Origin of the sequence: Hamadaea tsunoensis DSM 44101, assembly GCF_000428945.1 — a bacterium.
Taxonomy (GTDB): domain Bacteria; phylum Actinomycetota; class Actinomycetes; order Mycobacteriales; family Micromonosporaceae; genus Hamadaea; species Hamadaea tsunoensis.
In genome coordinates this window covers 25,709-43,428 of record NZ_AUAX01000007.1, presented here as the reverse complement: position 1 = coordinate 43,428, position 17,720 = coordinate 25,709, and the positions used below count along the sequence as shown (strand labels likewise).

13 protein-coding genes are annotated in these 17,720 nt (G+C 69.9%); 3 read left to right on the top strand and 10 right to left on the bottom strand.

The window, feature by feature from the left end; genetic code table 11:
- Positions 1-372: 372 nt before the first annotated feature.
- Positions 373-3,447 carry a galactose-binding domain-containing protein gene (locus tag G401_RS45730; protein WP_084557194.1) on the top strand — a complete coding sequence of 1,025 codons (3,075 nt, stop codon included), beginning with the start codon at positions 373-375 and terminating at the stop codon, positions 3,445-3,447.
- 133 nt (positions 3,448-3,580) lie between these two features.
- On the opposite strand, the gene G401_RS0114460 is transcribed toward G401_RS45730, so the two are convergent.
- Together G401_RS0114460 and G401_RS52680 are read right to left on the bottom strand one after the other, a co-directional pair.
- Positions 3,581-4,456, bottom strand: coding sequence for an ROK family protein (locus G401_RS0114460; RefSeq protein ID WP_027343056.1), 876 nt, complete (start codon positions 4,454-4,456; stop codon positions 3,581-3,583).
- Complete coding sequence (locus tag G401_RS52680; protein ID WP_027343055.1) at positions 4,453-6,909, bottom strand: BTAD domain-containing putative transcriptional regulator; 2,457 nt, start codon at positions 6,907-6,909, stop codon at positions 4,453-4,455. Before G401_RS52680 ends, G401_RS0114460 begins: the two co-directional genes overlap by 4 nt.
- 408 nt (positions 6,910-7,317) lie before the next feature.
- On the opposite strand from G401_RS52680, the gene G401_RS52675 reads away from it, so the two are divergent.
- Positions 7,318-9,450 carry a HelD family protein gene (locus tag G401_RS52675; protein ID WP_027343054.1) on the top strand — a complete coding sequence of 711 codons (2,133 nt, stop codon included), beginning with the start codon at positions 7,318-7,320 and terminating at the stop codon, positions 9,448-9,450.
- On the opposite strand, the gene G401_RS0114445 is transcribed toward G401_RS52675, so the two are convergent.
- Together G401_RS0114445 and G401_RS0114440 are read right to left on the bottom strand one after the other, a co-directional pair.
- On the bottom strand, positions 9,428-9,844 hold the full coding sequence (locus G401_RS0114445; protein ID WP_027343053.1) for a hypothetical protein: 417 nt from the start codon (positions 9,842-9,844) through the stop codon (positions 9,428-9,430). The two genes, G401_RS52675 and G401_RS0114445, sit on opposite strands and share 23 nt — an antisense overlap.
- A gap of 10 nt (positions 9,845-9,854) precedes the next feature.
- Positions 9,855-10,757, bottom strand: a complete 903-nt coding sequence (locus G401_RS0114440) for a ParA family protein (protein WP_027343052.1) — start codon at positions 10,755-10,757, stop codon at positions 9,855-9,857.
- A gap of 289 nt (positions 10,758-11,046) precedes the next feature.
- Between G401_RS0114440 and G401_RS45715 the strand changes: the two genes are divergently transcribed.
- Complete coding sequence (locus tag G401_RS45715; protein WP_051366665.1) at positions 11,047-11,238, top strand: hypothetical protein; 192 nt, start codon at positions 11,047-11,049, stop codon at positions 11,236-11,238.
- Between the two features lie 218 nt (positions 11,239-11,456).
- Here G401_RS45715 and G401_RS0114430 read toward each other — a convergent pair whose 3' ends face one another.
- The 6 genes from G401_RS0114430 to G401_RS54090 form a co-directional block, all read right to left on the bottom strand.
- Complete coding sequence (locus G401_RS0114430) at positions 11,457-11,867, bottom strand: hypothetical protein (protein ID WP_034591791.1); 411 nt, start codon at positions 11,865-11,867, stop codon at positions 11,457-11,459.
- Between the two features lie 76 nt (positions 11,868-11,943).
- Positions 11,944-12,591, bottom strand: coding sequence for a response regulator (locus G401_RS0114425; protein WP_027343050.1), 648 nt, complete (start codon positions 12,589-12,591; stop codon positions 11,944-11,946).
- Positions 12,588-13,691 carry a sensor histidine kinase gene (locus G401_RS0114420; RefSeq protein WP_034591790.1) on the bottom strand — a complete coding sequence of 368 codons (1,104 nt, stop codon included), beginning with the start codon at positions 13,689-13,691 and terminating at the stop codon, positions 12,588-12,590. The genes G401_RS0114425 and G401_RS0114420 overlap by 4 nt, the downstream gene beginning before the upstream one ends.
- Positions 13,692-14,092: 401 nt before the next feature.
- Positions 14,093-15,163, bottom strand: coding sequence for an IS110 family RNA-guided transposase (locus G401_RS0114415; protein ID WP_027343048.1), 1,071 nt, complete (start codon positions 15,161-15,163; stop codon positions 14,093-14,095).
- 219 nt (positions 15,164-15,382) lie between these two features.
- Positions 15,383-15,628, bottom strand: a complete 246-nt coding sequence (locus G401_RS56725; RefSeq protein ID WP_027343047.1) for a helix-turn-helix domain-containing protein — start codon at positions 15,626-15,628, stop codon at positions 15,383-15,385.
- A gap of 558 nt (positions 15,629-16,186) precedes the next feature.
- Positions 16,187-17,596, bottom strand: coding sequence for a SigE family RNA polymerase sigma factor (locus tag G401_RS54090; RefSeq protein WP_064741766.1), 1,410 nt, complete (start codon positions 17,594-17,596; stop codon positions 16,187-16,189).
- Between the last annotated feature and the right edge of the window lie 124 nt (positions 17,597-17,720).

The window sequence follows — 17,720 nt, the reverse complement described above, 5'->3', positions numbered from 1 at the left end:
TTGCCGGTACACACGGCCGCGCGCCGGGTTTCCGCGCAGCCGGACCGGCGTCGCGACTCAGTCCGCGGGCCAGCGGGTCGACGATGGCTCTTGACGCCCCGGTAACCATGGAGTTTCATCTTTCTCACGAGCGATCGTCATTTTTTCGACTTCCTTGAGCAAGTTTGCAACCGCCCCGATCAGGCGATCGCCCGGCACGACCCGCTCAGCACGACCCGCTCCGCTCGGCGCCGGCTGCCGCGTGCTCCCGCGGCCGCTTCCGCCTGCCCGTCTCCGGCCGGGAACTCCCACGCCCGGCCGGAGATCCGCCCGCCTCCGCCAGACCCGCCCGGCCCGGCGGAGGAGAACGCTCAGCTTCCAAGGAGGAGCTCGATGCGCAACAGAACCGGCCGCCTGCGTCTCGGTGGCCTGACCCTCGCCGCGCTACTCACCGGCACCGTACTGTCCGTTGTGGACGCCGGGCCGGCCTCGGCCGACACCGCCGGCGCCACCCTGCCGTTCACCAGCTACGAGGCCGAGGCCGGCACGCTGTCCGGCGGCGCCACGACCGTCGCGCTCACCGCCGCGCCCACCACCCAGTACTCCAGCGCCCCGCTGGAGGCGTCCGGGCACGCGTACGTGCAGCTGACCGCGACCGGCCAGGGGGTGCAGTGGACCAACACCACCGGCCACGCGCTCAGCGCCGTCAACGTGCGCGCCAGCATCCCCGACAACGCGGCCGGCACCGGCACCACCGCCACGCTCGACCTCTACGTCGACGGCACGTTCCGCCAGGCGATCAACCTCAACTCCAAGCAGACCTGGCTGTACGAGAACAGCGGCAACTACAACGGCAACAGCCAGAACCCCGGCGACGGCAACCCGCGCGTCTTCTTCGACGAGTCGCGTACCTTCGTCACGGGTACGCCGATCGCGGCCGGCAGCACGTTCGCCCTCAAGCGGGGCAGCTCGAACACCGCGTCGTTCTACTATGTGGACGTCGTGGACGTGGAGAACCCGGTCGCGCTGACCCAGCCGGCCAACTCGATCTCGATCACAAGCTGCGGCGCGGTCGCCGACAACACCCCGACCAACGGCGCGGCCGACCCGGCGTCGACCGACAGCCGCACGGCGATCCAGAACTGCATCAACCAGGCGCAGTCGCAGGGCAAGATCCTGTGGATCCCGGCCGGCACCTTCTACGTGAAGGGTACGCAGGGCCTGTCCGCGCAGGGCATCACGATCGCCGGAGCGGGCGTCTGGTACAGCACGATCTACCGGGACGTGCCGCTGCCCAACAGCACCCCGCTGCCGGCGCTGTTCAACCTGACCTCGTGCACGGTGCAGAACTTCCACGTCGACTCGAACGCGACCAGCCGGGCCACGGAGGGCGGCGCCGGCGGTTCGATGGACACCACCGGGACGAACTGGGTGGCCGACGGCATCTGGACGCAGCACACGCTGTCCGGCTTCTGGGCCTCCGGCACCGGCGGCACTGTCCGCAACAGCCGCCTGACCGCCATCTGGGCCGACGGCATCAACCTCAACAACGTCTCGCTGAACAACTCGGTCGGCAACAACCTGACCGCCACCAACAACTTCGTCCGCGGCACCGGCGACGACGGCATGGCGATCAACTCGGTGAACTACAACACCGACGGCGCCGGCAACAAGACGTTCTACACGCCGATGTCGTCGATCAACTTCAACCACAACACGGTCATCGCGCCGTGGGGCGGCAAGGGCATCGGCATCTACGGCGGCAGCGGCCAGGACGTGCAGTGGAACTACATCTCCGACACCGCCCGCTACATCGGTCTGGGCTCGGGCCGCTTCGGCGTCAACGGCAACGACCTGCTGTCGGCGACGGTCAGCAACAACACCGTCGTACGCTCCGGCGGGAACGCGTACAGCCAGGGGCAGCCGGCGTTCCACATCGGCAACGGCGGCGACGGGCAGAACACCGGCGTCGTCGACCACGTGACGGCCGCCAACAACACGATCGCCGACGCGGTCTACGACGGCATCGGGTTCTCGACGTCGACGAACACCCTGCTGCAGAACAACACCGTGACGTCGCCGTGGCGCAACGGCATCGCGGTCTCGCCCTCGTTCTACCCCGCCCCGACCGGTTCGGCGACGATCACCGGCAACACGGTCAGCGGGCTGAAGGCGGGCGCGACGGCGTACGTCAACAACTCGTCCGGGTTCACCGCGACGCTGAGCGGCAACAGCTGGCAGAGCGGCCCGCCGCCCACCTCCGGCCCCTACGGCGGTACGCCGGCCGCGGTCCCCGGCACCGTCCAGGCGGAGAACTACGACACCGGCGGCGCCGGATCGGGCTACTTCGTGAACACGGTCAACGGGAACGCCAACGGCTACCGGGCCGACGGCGTCGATCTGGAGTCCACGTCGGACACCGGCGGCGGGTACAACGTCGGCTGGACGAGCACCGGGCAGTGGTTCAAGTACACGGTGAACGTGGCCACCGCCGGGGCGTACACGGTGGGCCTGCGGGTGGCGGCGCCGAGCGCGGTGACGAACGCGCTGCACATCGCGAACGCGTCGGGCACGAACCTGAGCGGCGCGGTGAGCCTGCCGGCGACCGGCGGATGGCAGACCTGGACGACGGTGAACACGCAGGTCACGCTGCCGGCCGGACAGCAGGTCCTGACGGTGTACCAGGACAACGGCGGCTGGAACGTCAACAGCCTCCAGTTCGCCGCCACCGGCAGCGGATCGGCCACCCTGACCGCCACACCGACCTCGCTGACCTTCGGCAGCCAGACGGTCAACACGACCAGCGTGGCGCAGGCGGTGACCGTCCGCAACACGGGCACCGTGGCGGCGACCGTCAGCGGGGTGACGGCGACGGGCGACTTCCACCAGACGAACACGTGCGGCTCGTCGATCGCGGCCGGCGCCACGTGCACCGTCTCGGTCACGTTCACCCCCACCGCCACCGGTACGCGTACCGGAGCGGTCACGGTGACCAGCTCGGCGACCAACAGCCCGACGACGGTCTCGGCGACCGGAACCGGCGCCGGAACGACGAACACCAACCTGGCCGCGGGCAAGCCGACCGGCGAGTCCTCGCACAACGACGTGTACCCGTCGGGCAACGTGACCGACGGCAACCAGGGCAGCTACTGGGAGTCGGCGAACAACGCGTTCCCGCAGTGGGTCCAGGTCGACCTCGGCTCGGCGCAGTCGGCCGGCCGGGTCGTGCTGCAGCTGCCCACCGGCTGGGGCGCGCGCACCGAAACCCTGTCGCTGCTGGGTTCCACGGACGGGAGCACGTTCAGCACCGTCAAGGCGTCGGCGGCGTACACGTTCGACCCGGCGTCGGGGAACACGGTGACGATCACCTTCACGGCCGCGTCGCAGCGGTACTGGCGGGTCAACGTCACCGCGAACACCGGCTGGCCGGCGGCCCAGATCTCCGAGTTCCAGATCTGGGCGTCCTAACTGGATGATCCAGTAGCAGCCCCATGATCCCGTTTGGATCAGGGAAATCACCCGAATCTTGGGCCAAGATTACGTGGGTTTCCCTGATCCAAACGGGATCTTCAGTGCGGGCGAGCGGCCCGGCGGGGCAGGGTCAGAGGGCGGCGAGCAGGACCGCGCCGTGCAGGGACGACAGGCCGCCGAGCAGGGCCGGTTCGATCGGCGGTGCCGGGTGGCCGGGGCGGTTCCAGGCCGCGGCCTTCGTCGCGACCCGATGGGCGAAGCCCGGCAGGCCGGCCGCGAACCCGCCGCCGATGATCGCCACCGACGGCCGGAGCACCTCGGACAGGCTCACCACCGCGATCGCCACCGCCTCGCACGCCTCGTCCAGGGCGCGGACGGCCCACGGTTCGTCGAGGTTGCCTTGGAGCTCCTCGTAGGAGACCTCGCCTCCCCGGTACTCCGACGCGCGGCGCAGGGTGGCCGGGCCGGACGCGTAGGCCTGGACGCAGCCGCGACGGCCGCACGTGCACACCGGGCCGGTCCGGTCGATCACCATGTGGCCGATCTCCGCCGAACCGCGCCGCGTCCCGGGCACCGGCTCGCCGGCCAGGACCACGCCGCCGCCCACCCCGGTCCCGATGCCGAGGTAGATCACGTCCGTGGCGCCGACCGCGCGCGCCTCGGCCAGCGCGGCCAGATCGCCGTCGTCCGCGACGCGTACCCGGGCATGGGGAAGCGTGTCACGCAGCGCGCCCGGGAAGTCCAGGCCGTCCCACCCGGGGCGGGAAGGCCAGGTCACCACGCGGCCGTTCGGGTCGAGGGAGGCCGGCATGGCCACGCCCGCGGCGACGATGGGCTCACCCCACTCCGCCTGTACGCGCACCAGGCACTCGCGCAGTTCGCCGAGGTCGCGGCGGGCGTCGCCGGCGGCGGGCCAGCGGAAGGCGGTCTGGTACGCGGCGCGCGCGTCCCCCTCGACGCGGACGGCGACCTTGGTGCCGCCGATGTCGATGCCGAGCCTGCTCACGCGATCGCCGCCCGTTCGAGGGTCCGCAGCCGGCCGACCTCGGCGGCGCGCTGCTTGAGCCAGGCGGCCGCGCGGCGGTGGCGTTCGGCGCGTTCGCGGCGCGGCAGCTGGGCGTACGCGACCTCGCGGATCCACGTGTGCCGGAAGCGGTAGCTGGTGCCGCGGTCGTCCGCGGCGTGCAACGGCATGCGCTGCAGCATCTCGCGGCGTTCCAGGACCCGCAGGTGGTCGGCCACCTCGCCGCGGTCGCGACCGGACACCGCGGCGACCTCGACCTCGTAGACCTCGTCGCCGAGGATGGAGGCCGCCTGCAGCACCGCCTTCTCCTCGGCCCGCAGGGTGTCGATGCGGGCCGCGATGACCCGGTGGATCGTGCGGGGCAGCGCCAGTCCGGCGTCGCCGCGCAGCTCGCGGACGCATTCCTGGGCGAAGTACGGGTTGCCGCCCGCCCGGCGGACCAGATGCCGGCGCTCCTCCCCCGGCCGGACGCCCTCCCGCGCGGGCTGCCGCTCACCGTCCCGGAGAGACTGCCGCTCACCGTCCAGAAGGGACTGGAGGAGGATCTCCATCGCCTCGTCGGGCAGCGGTTCCAGCCGGATGGTGGTGGAGTTGGCCCGCGCGACCGCCCAGGTCGGGCGGCGGTCGAGCAGCTCGCTGCGGGCCGTGGCGACCACCAGCAGCGGCAACGGCGGCTCCGGGCGGATGAGATCCTCGACGAAGTCGAGCAGGGCATCGTCGGCGCGGTGCACGTCCTCGACCACGACGATCAGCGGGCCGGACTCGGCGGCCCGGAACACCGCGTCACGCGTACGCGCGCACAGCTCCCGCAGGTCCAGCCGGCCACCCGTACCGGGCTGGAGGGCCTGGCCGAGCGAACAGGTCAACGCGGCGGCCACCGCCCGGACCGGTTCGTACCCGAACGACGGCGTCCGCAGCACGACGCAGCGTACGCGGTTGTCGACGACGGCCGGCGCGGCGGCGTACTCGGCGACGAGGCGGCTCTTGCCCATGCCGGGCTCGCCGAGCACGGTGGCCAGCCGTGGATGCCCGTCCCGCACGACGTCGTAGAGCATCGCCGACAGCTGCTGGAGTTCCCGCCCCCGGCCGACGAACGGGACGGCCGAACCCGGCGTACGCGGGGCCGAGGAGCACAGCCGCCACGTCTGCCCGGCGCACCGCTCGTACGCGAACGCGCCCGAGGTGACCGCCCGGGTCGTGTCGCAGACGGTGATGGTGTCGGCGGGCACGGTCGCCAGCTGGGCCAGGCACTGGTCGAGCAGCCCGCCGGTCACCTCCGTACGCGCGCCGTCCCCGAACGCCGCCACGAGGGCCTCCCCGGTCGTGAGGGCGATGTGGACGCTGACCGGTTCGGCCGCGTCCCCGGCGATGCACCGGCGGATCTCGGCGGCGGCCAGCAGCGCCCGCTCGACGTCGTCCTCCCGCGTACGCGGCACCCCGAACTGGACCGTCCACACGGGACCGGCGTCGTAGGGGCGCAGCACGCCGCCGAGGTGGCCGACGACGGACGCGATCGCGCCGGTGAGCCGCTGCCAGATGTCGCGCAGGTCCTCCGGGTCGCGTTCGGGCCCGGTGGGGGTGCCGACGCGGACCATCAGGACCGTGACGGGCTTGCGCTCGACGACCGGGGCGGCCGGGGCGGCCTGCTCGGACGACTGCACGGGTTCGGCGCCGGCCAGCCGCGGATCATGGGCGAGGATCGCGCGTTCGAGATCCTGCAGTTCCCGGCTGGGATCGAGGCCGAGCTCCTCCACCAGCGTCGTGCGCGTACGCCGGTAGACGCTCAGCGCGTCGGCCTGCCGGCCGGCCCGGTAGAGGGCGATCATCAGCTGGGCGAGCATCCGCTCCCGGCAGGCGAAGACGCCCTCGGCGAGCACGGTCTCCAGCCGCTCGATGACCTCGTGGTAGCGGTTGAGCGTCAGCTGCGCGTCGGCATACTCCTCCAGGACCGCGAGCATGCTGTTGTCCAGGGCGGCGGTCTCCGGCCACGCGATGCCGGCCTCGGCGAGGTCGGCGAGCACCGGCCCGCGCCACAGCCGCAGCGCCGCGTCGAACGACCGGACGGCCCGGTCGTGCTCGCCGCGCGCCAGATGGTCGCGCCCGGCGGCGGCCAGCGCGTGGAACCGGCACACGTCCACCGTCTCGGGATCGGTCCGCAGCAGGTAGCCCGGCGAATGGGTGACGAGTTCGGTGCCCGGATCGAGGCCGCCGGCCCGCAGCGCCGCACGGACGCCCGCCACCGCGTTCTGCAGCATCTTGCGCGCGGTCGCCGGCGGTTCGCCCGGCCACATCGTCCTGATCAGCTGGTTGGTCGACACGACCTTGTTGGCGTTCAGCGCCAGCGCGCCGAGCGTCGCACGCTGCAACACCCCCCGCAGCACCACCGGGCCACCGCCGGATTCGACCTCCAGCGCACCCAGCACCCTGAACAGCATCTTCGAGCCCCCATCCAGCGCCGTCACCCCCGTGACCGGCTCGCGCGCGCTCCCCCTTGAGCGGCGGGCCGTGGATCTCGCGCCCTTCCCGATCCCGCCCCGGCCGGCCCCGGCGAAGATCGTGACGTGAACAAGACCATGACAAGAATCATTATGTTCCGCACGAGATTATCTTGCGCTTCACCCAAACCGCGACCGGTGGAACCACCTTTCTGGAACGACACGCGATCTTCCGCCGCGGTTCGGCGACACGACCAGCGCTGTTACAGCACCGTCATCTAATATTTTTACGTCCGTCAATCTTTTGTCTCGGCAACATCCTCATCGGCGTACGCTCGGACTGATCATCCGGACCGGCTGCCCGATCGCCCGGCCCGCATCGCCCGGGCACCGGAATACCGTGGGGCGATGGAGTCCAAGGCCGCGGAGATCGTCGCGGAGCAGGCGTACTTCGACCGCGCTCACCAGGCCCAGGAGGACAGCCGCACCGCCCTCGGCGAAGCCGCCGCAGCGGCCGGGAACGCCGCGGCCGCACGCCATCTGCGTACCCAGGGTCAGGCGCACGCCGACCGGCTGGGCGGCCCCGGGGATGCCGTGGCGTTCGGCCGCATCGACTTCGAGGACAAGGACCTCACCCTCTACGTAGGGCACGCGCTGATCTCGCAGGGTGGCGAGACCCTCGTCGTCAGCTGGAAGGCGCCCGCGGCGCAGCCGTACTACCAGGCCGGCCCCAAGGAGCCCCTCGGCCTGGCCCGCAAGCGCACGTTCACCTGCACCGGCAACGTGATCGACGACTTCGCCGACGTGGACTTCCGCACGCTCGTCGAACTGCTCGAAGGTCCCGACGCGGCGCTGCTGCGCGACCTCGCCCAGGGGCGTACCGGGCGGATGCGCGACATCGTGGCCACGATCCAGGCCGCCCAGTACGACATCATCCAGGCCGCCCTCAACCGCCTCCTCGTGGTCGAAGGCGGGCCGGGCACCGGCAAGACGGCCGTCGCCCTGCACCGCGCGTCCTGGCTGCTGGCCAACCACGACGGCCTCGCCGGCGCCGACATCCTCGTCGTCGGCCCGCACCCGACCTTCACGCACTACATCCGCGACGTCCTGCCCGGCCTCGGCGACGACGACGTACGCCAGCTCGACGTCACCCGCCTCGCCCCGGACAGGCTGCGCCGGGGGCGTACCGAAGACCCCGAGACCGCCCGGCTCAAAGGCGACGTACGGATGGCCGGCTTCCTGCGGCGCGCCCTGCAGGCCCGGATCGGCAGCCCCGAGCCGGCCGAGCGGCTGCAGATCGACGGCCGCTACGTGACCCTCCCAGGCGCCGACCTGGCCGACGCGATCACCGCCTGCCGGACCCTCGACGCCCCGTACGCCGACCGCCGCGCGCGGCTGCGCGTACTGGTCACCGACCTCGCCGCCGCCCGGCTCGGCGGTCTGCCGGCCGGCCGCCACGCCGCCCTCGACAACCTGGTCGAGCGCCTGTGGCCGCAGCAGACCCCGGCGTCGTTCCTGCAGAACCTGCTCGGCTCCCGGGACCGGCTGTCCGCCGCCGCCGGTGACGAACTCACCGCGGCCGAAGCGACGCTGCTGCGCCGCCGCGGCGCCGACCGGCTCACCGACGAGATCTGGAGCCGCGACGACCTGCCCCTCCTCGACGAACTGGACGAACTGATCAACGGCGTCCGGGAGCGGTTCCGGCACATCATCGTCGACGAGGCGCAGGACCTGTCCCCGATGCAGCTGCGCTCGGTCGCCCGCCGCTCCTCGACCGGCTCGATCACCGTCCTCGGCGACCTGGCCCAGTCCACCGGCGCCTGGGCCCGCGACACCTGGGACAACGTGCTCGCGTACCTGCCGGACAGCCAGCCCCGCGAGATCGTCACCCTCCGCTACGGCTACCGGGTTCCCCGCCCGATCTACGAGTACGCTGCCCGCCTCCTGCCGATCGCCGCCCCCGGACTGGTCGCGCCGGAGGTCGTCCGCGACGGCCCCGCCGAACCCGGCATCCACCGCGTCGAACCCGCCGAACGAGCCGGCCGCGCGGTCGACCTCGCCCTCCAGCACACCGACGCCGGCCGGCTCGTCGGCATCGTCTGCCCGCCCGGCCTGCGTACGCAGCTCGAAGCGGCCCTCGCCGCCAACGGCCTGCGCTGGAGCAGCGCCGACCGGGGCGAACTCGGCGAGGCGATCAACCTGGTCAGCCCCACCGAGACCAAAGGCCTCGAATTCGACACGGTCATCGTCGTCGAACCCGAGGACATCGTCGCCGGAGACCGGCGCGGACACCGGCTGCTGTACGTGGCGCTGACCCGGGCGACGGCGTACCTGGAGATCGTCTGCACAGGATCGCCGCTGCCCTTCGGACCGGTACAGCTGCGCCCGGAAGGATCAGGCGGCACCAAGCCTGTAGCTGTTCCCGGGGTGGCGGAGGCGGTCGCCGACCGGCTCCGCGCCCAGGTTCCACCGGACCAGTGGCACTCCGTGCTGGCGGAGGTGCAGGCGCTACTCGGAGTCAGCGGGGCAGACGGCCCATGATCGCGTCGTCCACGAGACGGCTGCCGACCTTCTGCGCCACGATCGCGTCCCGGATCGCCGCGGCGGTCGCGCTCGCCTTGACCGGCACGCCCAGATCCTGCGCCAGCGCAACGATCTGCGGCTTCTTGAGCTTGAGATCGTCGATCATCCGGGCGGCCGCGGCCCGGTCGTCGAGCTTCGCCAGATCGGCCCCGATCTGCGCGGCGTCCACCGGCGCCACGGCCTTCGCCGCCGGCCGGGCGGCCGCGGGGCCGGCGATCCGCGCGCCCTTCGGAACGATCTCCAGCCGCGCCTCACCGGCCAGCAGCTCGTCGACCTTGTCCGGCGAGAGTTTCTTCAGGAACTCGGCCACCCGCAGCAGCAGCTCGGACGAACGGTCGGCCACGTCGCTCACGTGATGCTCCTCAAATCCGGGTCTTGGCGATGAACTCGCTGGTCAGCTGATAAAGGTCGTACGCCACGTTCGCCGGCAGGCCGCTGTGCAACGCCGCCGGCACTCCGCCGTCCCCCGAATTCGCGAACACGGCCTTGCTCTCGCGCAGCATCGCGTCGAACGTCGGCACCTCGATCTCCTTCAGCTGAGCGATATATTGCCTCAGCTTCACCAGGAGATCCGCACCGGCGTACTGCACCATGGTGAAGACGACGCCGACGATCACCGGATTGATCCACTCCGCACCGGTCACGCCGTTGTACTCGTTCGTCAGCTTCCCCAGCCGCTCGCGCAGGTAGCGAATGCCCAGCGTGGACAGGTAGTCCGGCTTCGCGGGAACAACCAGGTAGTCACTGGCCACCACCGCCGTGCGGGTCACCATGTTGAAATTCGGCGGGCAGTCGATCAGGATCACGTCGTACTGCCGGAACTCGTCCGCCGCCAGCGCGTTCGCGAGCAGCCGGTAGAGCTTCACGTAGTCCGGGTGCATGACCTGATGCCGGTTGCCGCCGAGAATCGCGGCGAGATCGAGTTCCACGTCGACGAGCGCCAGGTCCGAGGCGATCAGGTCCAACCGCCCGCCGTTCGCCTGCACCAGCTTGTTGATCGTGGGCGGCGTCGTCACCAGCGGAAACAGCTCCTTCATCTGGTACGCCCAGGTGAAGGAGTCGTACCAGTGGCGGATCGTTCTCGACGGGGCGAGGTCCCGGGCCCACTCGTCCGCGCTGTAGAAGGTGAACGTCAGGCTCGACTGAGGATCGAGGTCGATCAGCAGCACCTTCTGCCCCCGGTTCGCGAGATCCGCACCGAGGTTGGCGGTCAGCGTCGTCTTCCCGACCCCGCCTTTGTAGTTGAGGACCGACACCACACTCACCCCGCGAGCCTTCCACCGGGAAGGCGGTACGCACCTCCCCCGACCGGGCCGAGGGTGCGTACCGAGGTGCTGGCGATCGGGTGCCGACGGCCGGTACCGACCACACGACCCGCTCGATCGACCAACACCCCCTTCGAACATCGGGACTGCCGCGGCGCGGATCGGCGAGCAGGTATCCCTGCGCAAATGACTTGATCAACACGGTCGTGACCGACACGATGGCAAGGTGAGCGATCTTCGATGGGACGAAATCTTCAGGCCCTAGAGTCCCGCAGAGATCCTCGGCGACGTGAGCCTGTTTGAGCTGCAAGGACAGGAGCGCTTGGACAAGTTCTGCACTATCCTGCGCCAACTGGGACAGGCCCTGGGCAAACGAGTCGCCATGTACGCAGAAGGAACTGACGAGCGTTACCCTCCCATACTCGCCTACGAGGTGGACCAGGACCGGGTGGTGTTCCTCGCCGGTCCGTGGCGAGTCTGATCTCGACCGTCGCCGCATGCACCCACGAGACGTGCGTCGCACGCTTCTGCCGCGTTGTGCGCGCTGCGCGGTGGTGCGCTGAGGTTGGACGGGCGGGCATGGATCCCGGCAACGACGGCGAGCTGGGTGCGAACCTGGGCCCGTTCAGCATCCATCCATTTCAGCCGATTGCATAACCTCTCAGACGACCATCCGTCCAGGTTAACCGAGCTGCTGGGTCACGCGTGACGGTGGCCGTGGTGGTAGTAGTCGCCACGCCGCCAGATCATCGCCGCCAACATCGCCGGGAACATGAGCACGTGACCGCCCATCATGAGGCCGTCGGCGGACAGAACCCCGAGCGCGTATGGGATGAGGAGGAGGACGAAGGGGGCGTACATGGCGGCGCACATCTCGGCGATGCGGGGCCAGGAGTGGCCTCGGAGCGCCATCCACGCAGCCATACCGGCGGACATGTCGGTCGCCATCACCATCGCCCCGGCCGCCGGGTAGTCCGCGAGACCCGGGAGGGCGAATGTCCACACCGGACCGAGCGCGAACATGCCGACGAACATCGCGACGACCATCTCGACGTAGTGCACGGCGAACCGCAGATGGGCCCTGATCGGCGTACTAGTGGGAATTGTCATGAGTGGCAGTCTGCGGCGAGTGACCCGGCCGCGGGGAGTGCCGGAAGTCATGCCCGGGGTCATGTCCGGGTCATGATCAGAGCAGGCCGAGCGCGCGGGCCCGCAGCGCCGCTTGGGTCCGGTCGTGGGCGCCGAGCTTGGTCAGCACGCTGGTGACGTGGTTCTTGACCGTGCCTTCGGCCAGAAACAGGGCCGCGGCGATCTCGCGGTTGCTGTTGCCCGCGGCCAGGAGCCGGACCACCTCACGCTCCCGTTCGGACAGCGGGACCGCCGGTTCGGGCTCCTCGGGCGGCAGCTGCGCGAACCGCGCAACGACCTTGGCCGCCACCGACGGCTGCAAGACCGACTCGCCCCGGGCCGCGGCGAGCACGGCCTCGACCAGCCGGGCCGACGACACGTCCTTGAGCAGGTAGCCGACCGCGCCCGCGCGCAGCGCCGCGAACACGTCGGCGTCGTCGTCGAAGGTGGTCAGGGCGATGACCTTCGTCTCCGGATAATCGGCGCTCATCCGCCGGGTGGCGGCGATGCCGTCCAGGACCGGCATGCGCAGATCCATCAGCACGACGTCGGGCGCGAGGTCCGCGACGCGGCGCACGGCCGCGGCGCCGTCGCCCGCCTCCCCCACCACCTCGATGTCGTCGCGCACGCTGAGCAGCGTCGCCAGGGCCTCCCGGAACAAACCTTGATCATCCACCAGGAGTACGCGCACCGCCGCGCTCGTCATCCGGGAACCTCCACCCGCAGGATGCAGCCGCCGGCCGCTACCGACTCGAATGTCATCCGGCCGCCGACTCCGATCGCGCGCTCGCGTACGCCCACCAGCCCGAAGCCGGCCTCGGTCCCGTCCGTCCGGCCGGCGCCGTCGTCGCGGACCTCGATGCGTACCTTCGCCGGCCACGAGTAGTCGAGGACCAACTCGGCCCGGGTCGCGCGCGCATGCTTGCGGACGTTCGTCAGCCCCTCCTGAGCCGCCCGGAACAGCGTCTCCTCCGCCTCCGCCCCGAGCGACCGGGCGGCCCCGCTCACGTCCACCTCCGTCGGTACGCCCGCCGCCGAAGTCTCCGCGGCCAAGGCGCGCAACGCTTCCGGCAGGGGCAGACTGGTCGGACGATCCCGGAGGGCGCTCACCGAACGGCGTACCTCCCGCAGGGCTTCTTCCGCCTGATCCTGCGCCTTCGCCAGCACCGCGTCGGCCCGCCCGGGTTCGGCTCCGAGGACCGCCCGCGCGGCTTTGACCTGCATCTGCACGACAGTGAGCGCATGCCCGAGACCGTCGTGGATGTCGCGGGCGACCCGGTTGCGTTCCTGGACGGCGGCGAGATGCTCGGCCTGGCGAGCGTACCGCCGAAGTTGGTCGTTGGCCTCGGCGAGCGCGGCCCGGGCCTCCTGCTCGCGGACCAGCAGCTTGGTCACAGCCGCCGCGAAGACGGCGGAGGCGAGGAGCCCCAGCCCCTCCCGCAGCCCGGCCGACCACGCCATTCCCATGTGGAACAACGGCAGCGTCACGACGACCACCACGACGGCAGCGAGCGGCAGCAGCAGGACGGTCTGACTGACCAGCACGACAAGCAGAAGCGTCGCCCCGACGGAGGCGCCCGACGCGCCGAACACGGCCCCGCCGAGCGCATACAACACCCCCACGTACGCCCACCGCCACCACCGATCAGCATTCGACCGCCGTTCCACCCAGCCGAAGCCGACGGTGGCCACGAGCAGGAAAGCCGTCCCGGACAGCAGCGAGATCCACGGCCGCGCGCCGCCCGCGACATCCACCACGAGCGTCAGGTACGCCGCCACGGTCAGGGCGGCCAGGGCCAGCTTCACGCCACCACTGTGGGCGTTGCGGCGGTCGCCGGTCAATCGCGGCCGGCGGTCCCAAGGAGCTTCCAGTTCTGCAGATGGGCGATGACGCGTTCGACGCCGGCTCGGCGGGAAGCGATTTTGCGGTTGTGGTCGCGGGCGTTTCGGTCAGAGGCTGGCCTTGGGGTTTGCGGTCAGGTACGCACAGTCCGGTGCCGGTGTAGGCGGTGTCGGCGAAACCTCCTGGTCCGCCGTCAGCATGCATGCGGCCTTCGAACGTTGCGCCAGACCGGACTCTCGCCACGCTTTCGCGTCGTGCATTGAGCCGGGCCTCGGATTGCCGGTCAACACCAGCGGTGCCGTGCCAGGAGCCGACGACCTGGATGTTGAAACCGCAAGCGTGGCGCTTGATGCCCCTATGGTTGTCAAGTCGCTGTAGGCGTGGACGTTGCGATAATGATCTTGTAGATCGTGCGGGCCAGATATCGTTTCAAGCAGCGGATGACTTCCCTCTTGGACATGCCCTCGGTGGTACGGCGACGCAGGTACTCCTGGGTTGCTGTATCCCAGCGCAGTCGGGTGAGCACGGCTCGGTAGAGGGCGGCGTTGGCGCTTCGGTTCCCGCCGCGATTGAGTCGAAGGCGCTGTGTCTTGCCGGAGGACGCTTCGACGGGGCTGACGCCACAGACTGCGGCAAAGGATGCCTCGCTGGTGAGGCGATGAGGATTGTCGCCGGCGGCTATGAGTAACGCCGCGGCCGAGTCGAGGCCGATGCCGCTGACCTCCAGTAGCGCAGGCGTGCTCGCCTTGATCTCGACGGTGATGCGGGCTTGCAGGTCCAGGATCTCGCTCGCCAGGTACTGGATGCGTCGGGCGAGCTGGCGCAGGGTATGCAGTGTTGCGGCCATGACGCCGTCGTGATCTGTGGCGTCCAGTTCGGCGCACCGGGCGACGAGCCGGCGGGTACTGAGCCCGGACAGCGACTCGCGTAGCTCGGGATCGGCGCTGACGATGACAGACTTGAGCTGGTTGACCGCCTGCACGCGGGCTTTCGTCGCCGAGTCCTTGGCGACTTTGAGTACGCGCATCGCCTCAACCGGGCCGTTGAGGGTCTTCGGTAGGGCCGTCGCGGATCCGGAGATGACTGCGCGTGCCGCAGCCTCGGCATCGACGGTGTCGCTCTTGCCCTTGCGCCGCCGAGTCGACCGATCCGGACAGTTGACCTCGATGACGTCGACGCCTTCGGCGAGCAGTGCACGCGTCAGCGCCGCCCCGTACGAGCCGGTGCCCTCGACACCGACGCGACGAACCGTGCCAAGGGACCTCGCCCAGGTGAGCAGCTCGTCGTATCCGCGAGCGGTCGTCGGGAAGCCACGGCTGTCCAATACGGCGCCGAGGGATGACAATGCCACTACTACATGGACGTCCTTGTGTGTGTCCACTCCAAGAACGATGTCCTGATCGCTCTGGCGGCGGGGCTTGCGGGTTACGGGCACGGCTACGAATCTCCTGGCTGCTCGGCATCAGAACGGCCGCCTCGGCCAGTAGAGTGGTCAGGACTGTGACGGCGCGCAAGGCAAAGCCCCTATCGGGACACACGCACTGGTCCGGCGGCAACCACGCCGTCGCGAGACCCGGTCGACAGATCAAACGCAAGGCACCGAGGGCCAACCAGAGTACGAGTCAAACCGGTGCCCGCGACGGCATGCCCATCTTCACAACCGGAGTACATGCCCGAGGTGAACGTGTTCTTGCGCCAGTTGCCCGTGGGGGACGAGAAACCCGTCGACACGCACGATGGAGCGCAGGTCCCGCTTGGCCGCGGCGTCGGCAGTCGGGGTCAGCGCGGCGGTGATGATCGGCATGATCCGGCCGATCAGCCGCGAGACAGTGGGCTGGGAACAGCCGAACAGCTCGGCAATCAGCGCCTGGGACACATTGTGGCGCAGCTTTAGCAGCACGACCAGGACCGCGCGGTACGCGCCGACCGCACGGCTACGCGCCGGATCCAGGCCCCCGCCGGCATATACGTCCGCACGTGCCGGTCGACTTGATCGCTGGCCAGGCCCGTCATAATCTCTACCCGCGACGGCCAGTCGGCGAGGATCTCTGTTGTTGTCATAGACCAGGTGATCTACGCCCGCTCGGCCGTCGTGTCCACTTGAGACATCACGAGTCGATCAACCTAGGGTTCGGGCATCTCACCGAGCAGCGTCGAGTAACGAACTTGAGGTGCGCATAGACCTTGAGCGGTTTCGTGGGTACTTCCTGAGCGACATCGCCATCACCGTCACCAGCGGGCCAGCACGGCGCGCATCACGCTGGTCGCCGCCGGTGGGCGGGTCCCGGGGGTCTACCGACCAGCCGTGCGGGAACACAGACCTTGTCCCCGCACGGCTGGTCGCAAGCCTCGATCCGAGCAGCAGAGACGGTCTTCACGCCGGCTCGGGCCAGGGCGTCGTACAAAGTCCGACTCGGCGAGAGCCAGGACTCGTCTGCATCCCCCGCGATGGGTCTTTTCACGTCTGTAAGTATGCGTACCAGTCGCCGGACATGAACTGCGGAACCAGCGCGATAGTAATCTGGCGGTCCTCCGTGAGGCTCAGGCCCGCCCTCCGGGCATCTGCCGGTGTGAGGTCCCAGAACCACGAGCCTTGCCGGTAGTCCCACCAGGACAGCAGACCCACCTCGACTCCGTCGACGATGACGTGCAGCGTGCCGGGCGTCTGACTACGCGCCTTCACGACCAAACCGCCCTCCCACATGACCTCTGTCGAGTGTGGACCAGACGCCGTCACCATCGTCCCGCTGGCGGAGAGTTCGTTGATCGGAGTGTGCTCCAGCGGCTTGAGGTTCTTCGGGCGGGCGGGCAATGGGTATTGGTCCAACGGCACGGCGACACCTACGGCGACGGCCATCGTGCCCCGCGTGGGCAGCGGACCCTCACTGTCGTACAAGACCAGCGTTCCGGTCACCTCGTCGCCGACCGCATAGCGGTGGTCTGCCAGAAAGCCCGTCAACGGATAGTCGGCCTGTCCCGGCCCGGGTCCCGGAGTGTCGCCGCACTCAGCGCCGCCGATGCGCGACTCCTCGATCTCCAACGCCACGAAGACGCGCGTGGCCTTTGGGTTCAGCTGGCAGAAGTAACGCAGAACGTAGTCTAGAGACTCCAGGCGCCAGGTGATCGTGACTCGGCCCGTTTCGGAGAGCGGCGCGGACTTCATCGCCACAATGTGGTAGCCGCGTTCGTACTCGGAGAACACGCCGATCTTCCGCTCGGCTGGTGGCAAACTCCTATGGAAGACGTCCGGGGCGAGGGCGTACCCGAGGATGAGGGCGAGTACGACAGCGCAGGCCGCACCGATCGTGAGGACTCGAGCCCGGCGGCGCTGCGAGATCCGCTCACGGACGGCAACCACTCGTTCGGTCCCCGCCGGCGCCGTCTCCGGCAGCGCGGTCAGGCTGGGGTCCAGCCGCAGCCGGGCCAGTGCTCGCGAGGAGTGCGTCTTGACCGCCCCCGGTGTGATTCCGAGCAACTCGGCGGTCTGGGCCTCGCTCAAATCTTCGAGGAATCGCAGTACCACGACGGCTCGCTGTTGACGCGGCAACCGCAGCAACGCCCGCCGGACTTCGTCGCGGTCCTCGACGGCGGACGGCGGCCCGGCGGCGACGCGTTCAGGCAAGGTCTCCGTGGGTAGTTCGCCGCGCCAACGTCGGCCCCACCAGCTGTTGAACGTATTGACAAGCACACGCCGGACGTAGGGTTCCGGATCGCCGTTCACCCGCCGCCACGCCGACCACGATCGCGCCAGCGCGGTCTGCAGCAGATCCTCGGCCAGAGCGTGATCCCCCGTCAGCGCGTAGGCCAGCCGCAGCAAGTGGTGTGAGCGTGTGCGCACGAACTCCTCGAACTCCACACCGTCAGCCATGAACCCTCCCCACGTCGACCTCACGAGAAGGTACCGGCTGGCCGCGGCCCCCGGTTGACACGGAATTTCGTTGGCCTCCCGATACGCTGATCACCGTTCCCGAGCAGCTAATCGCCACCTTGCT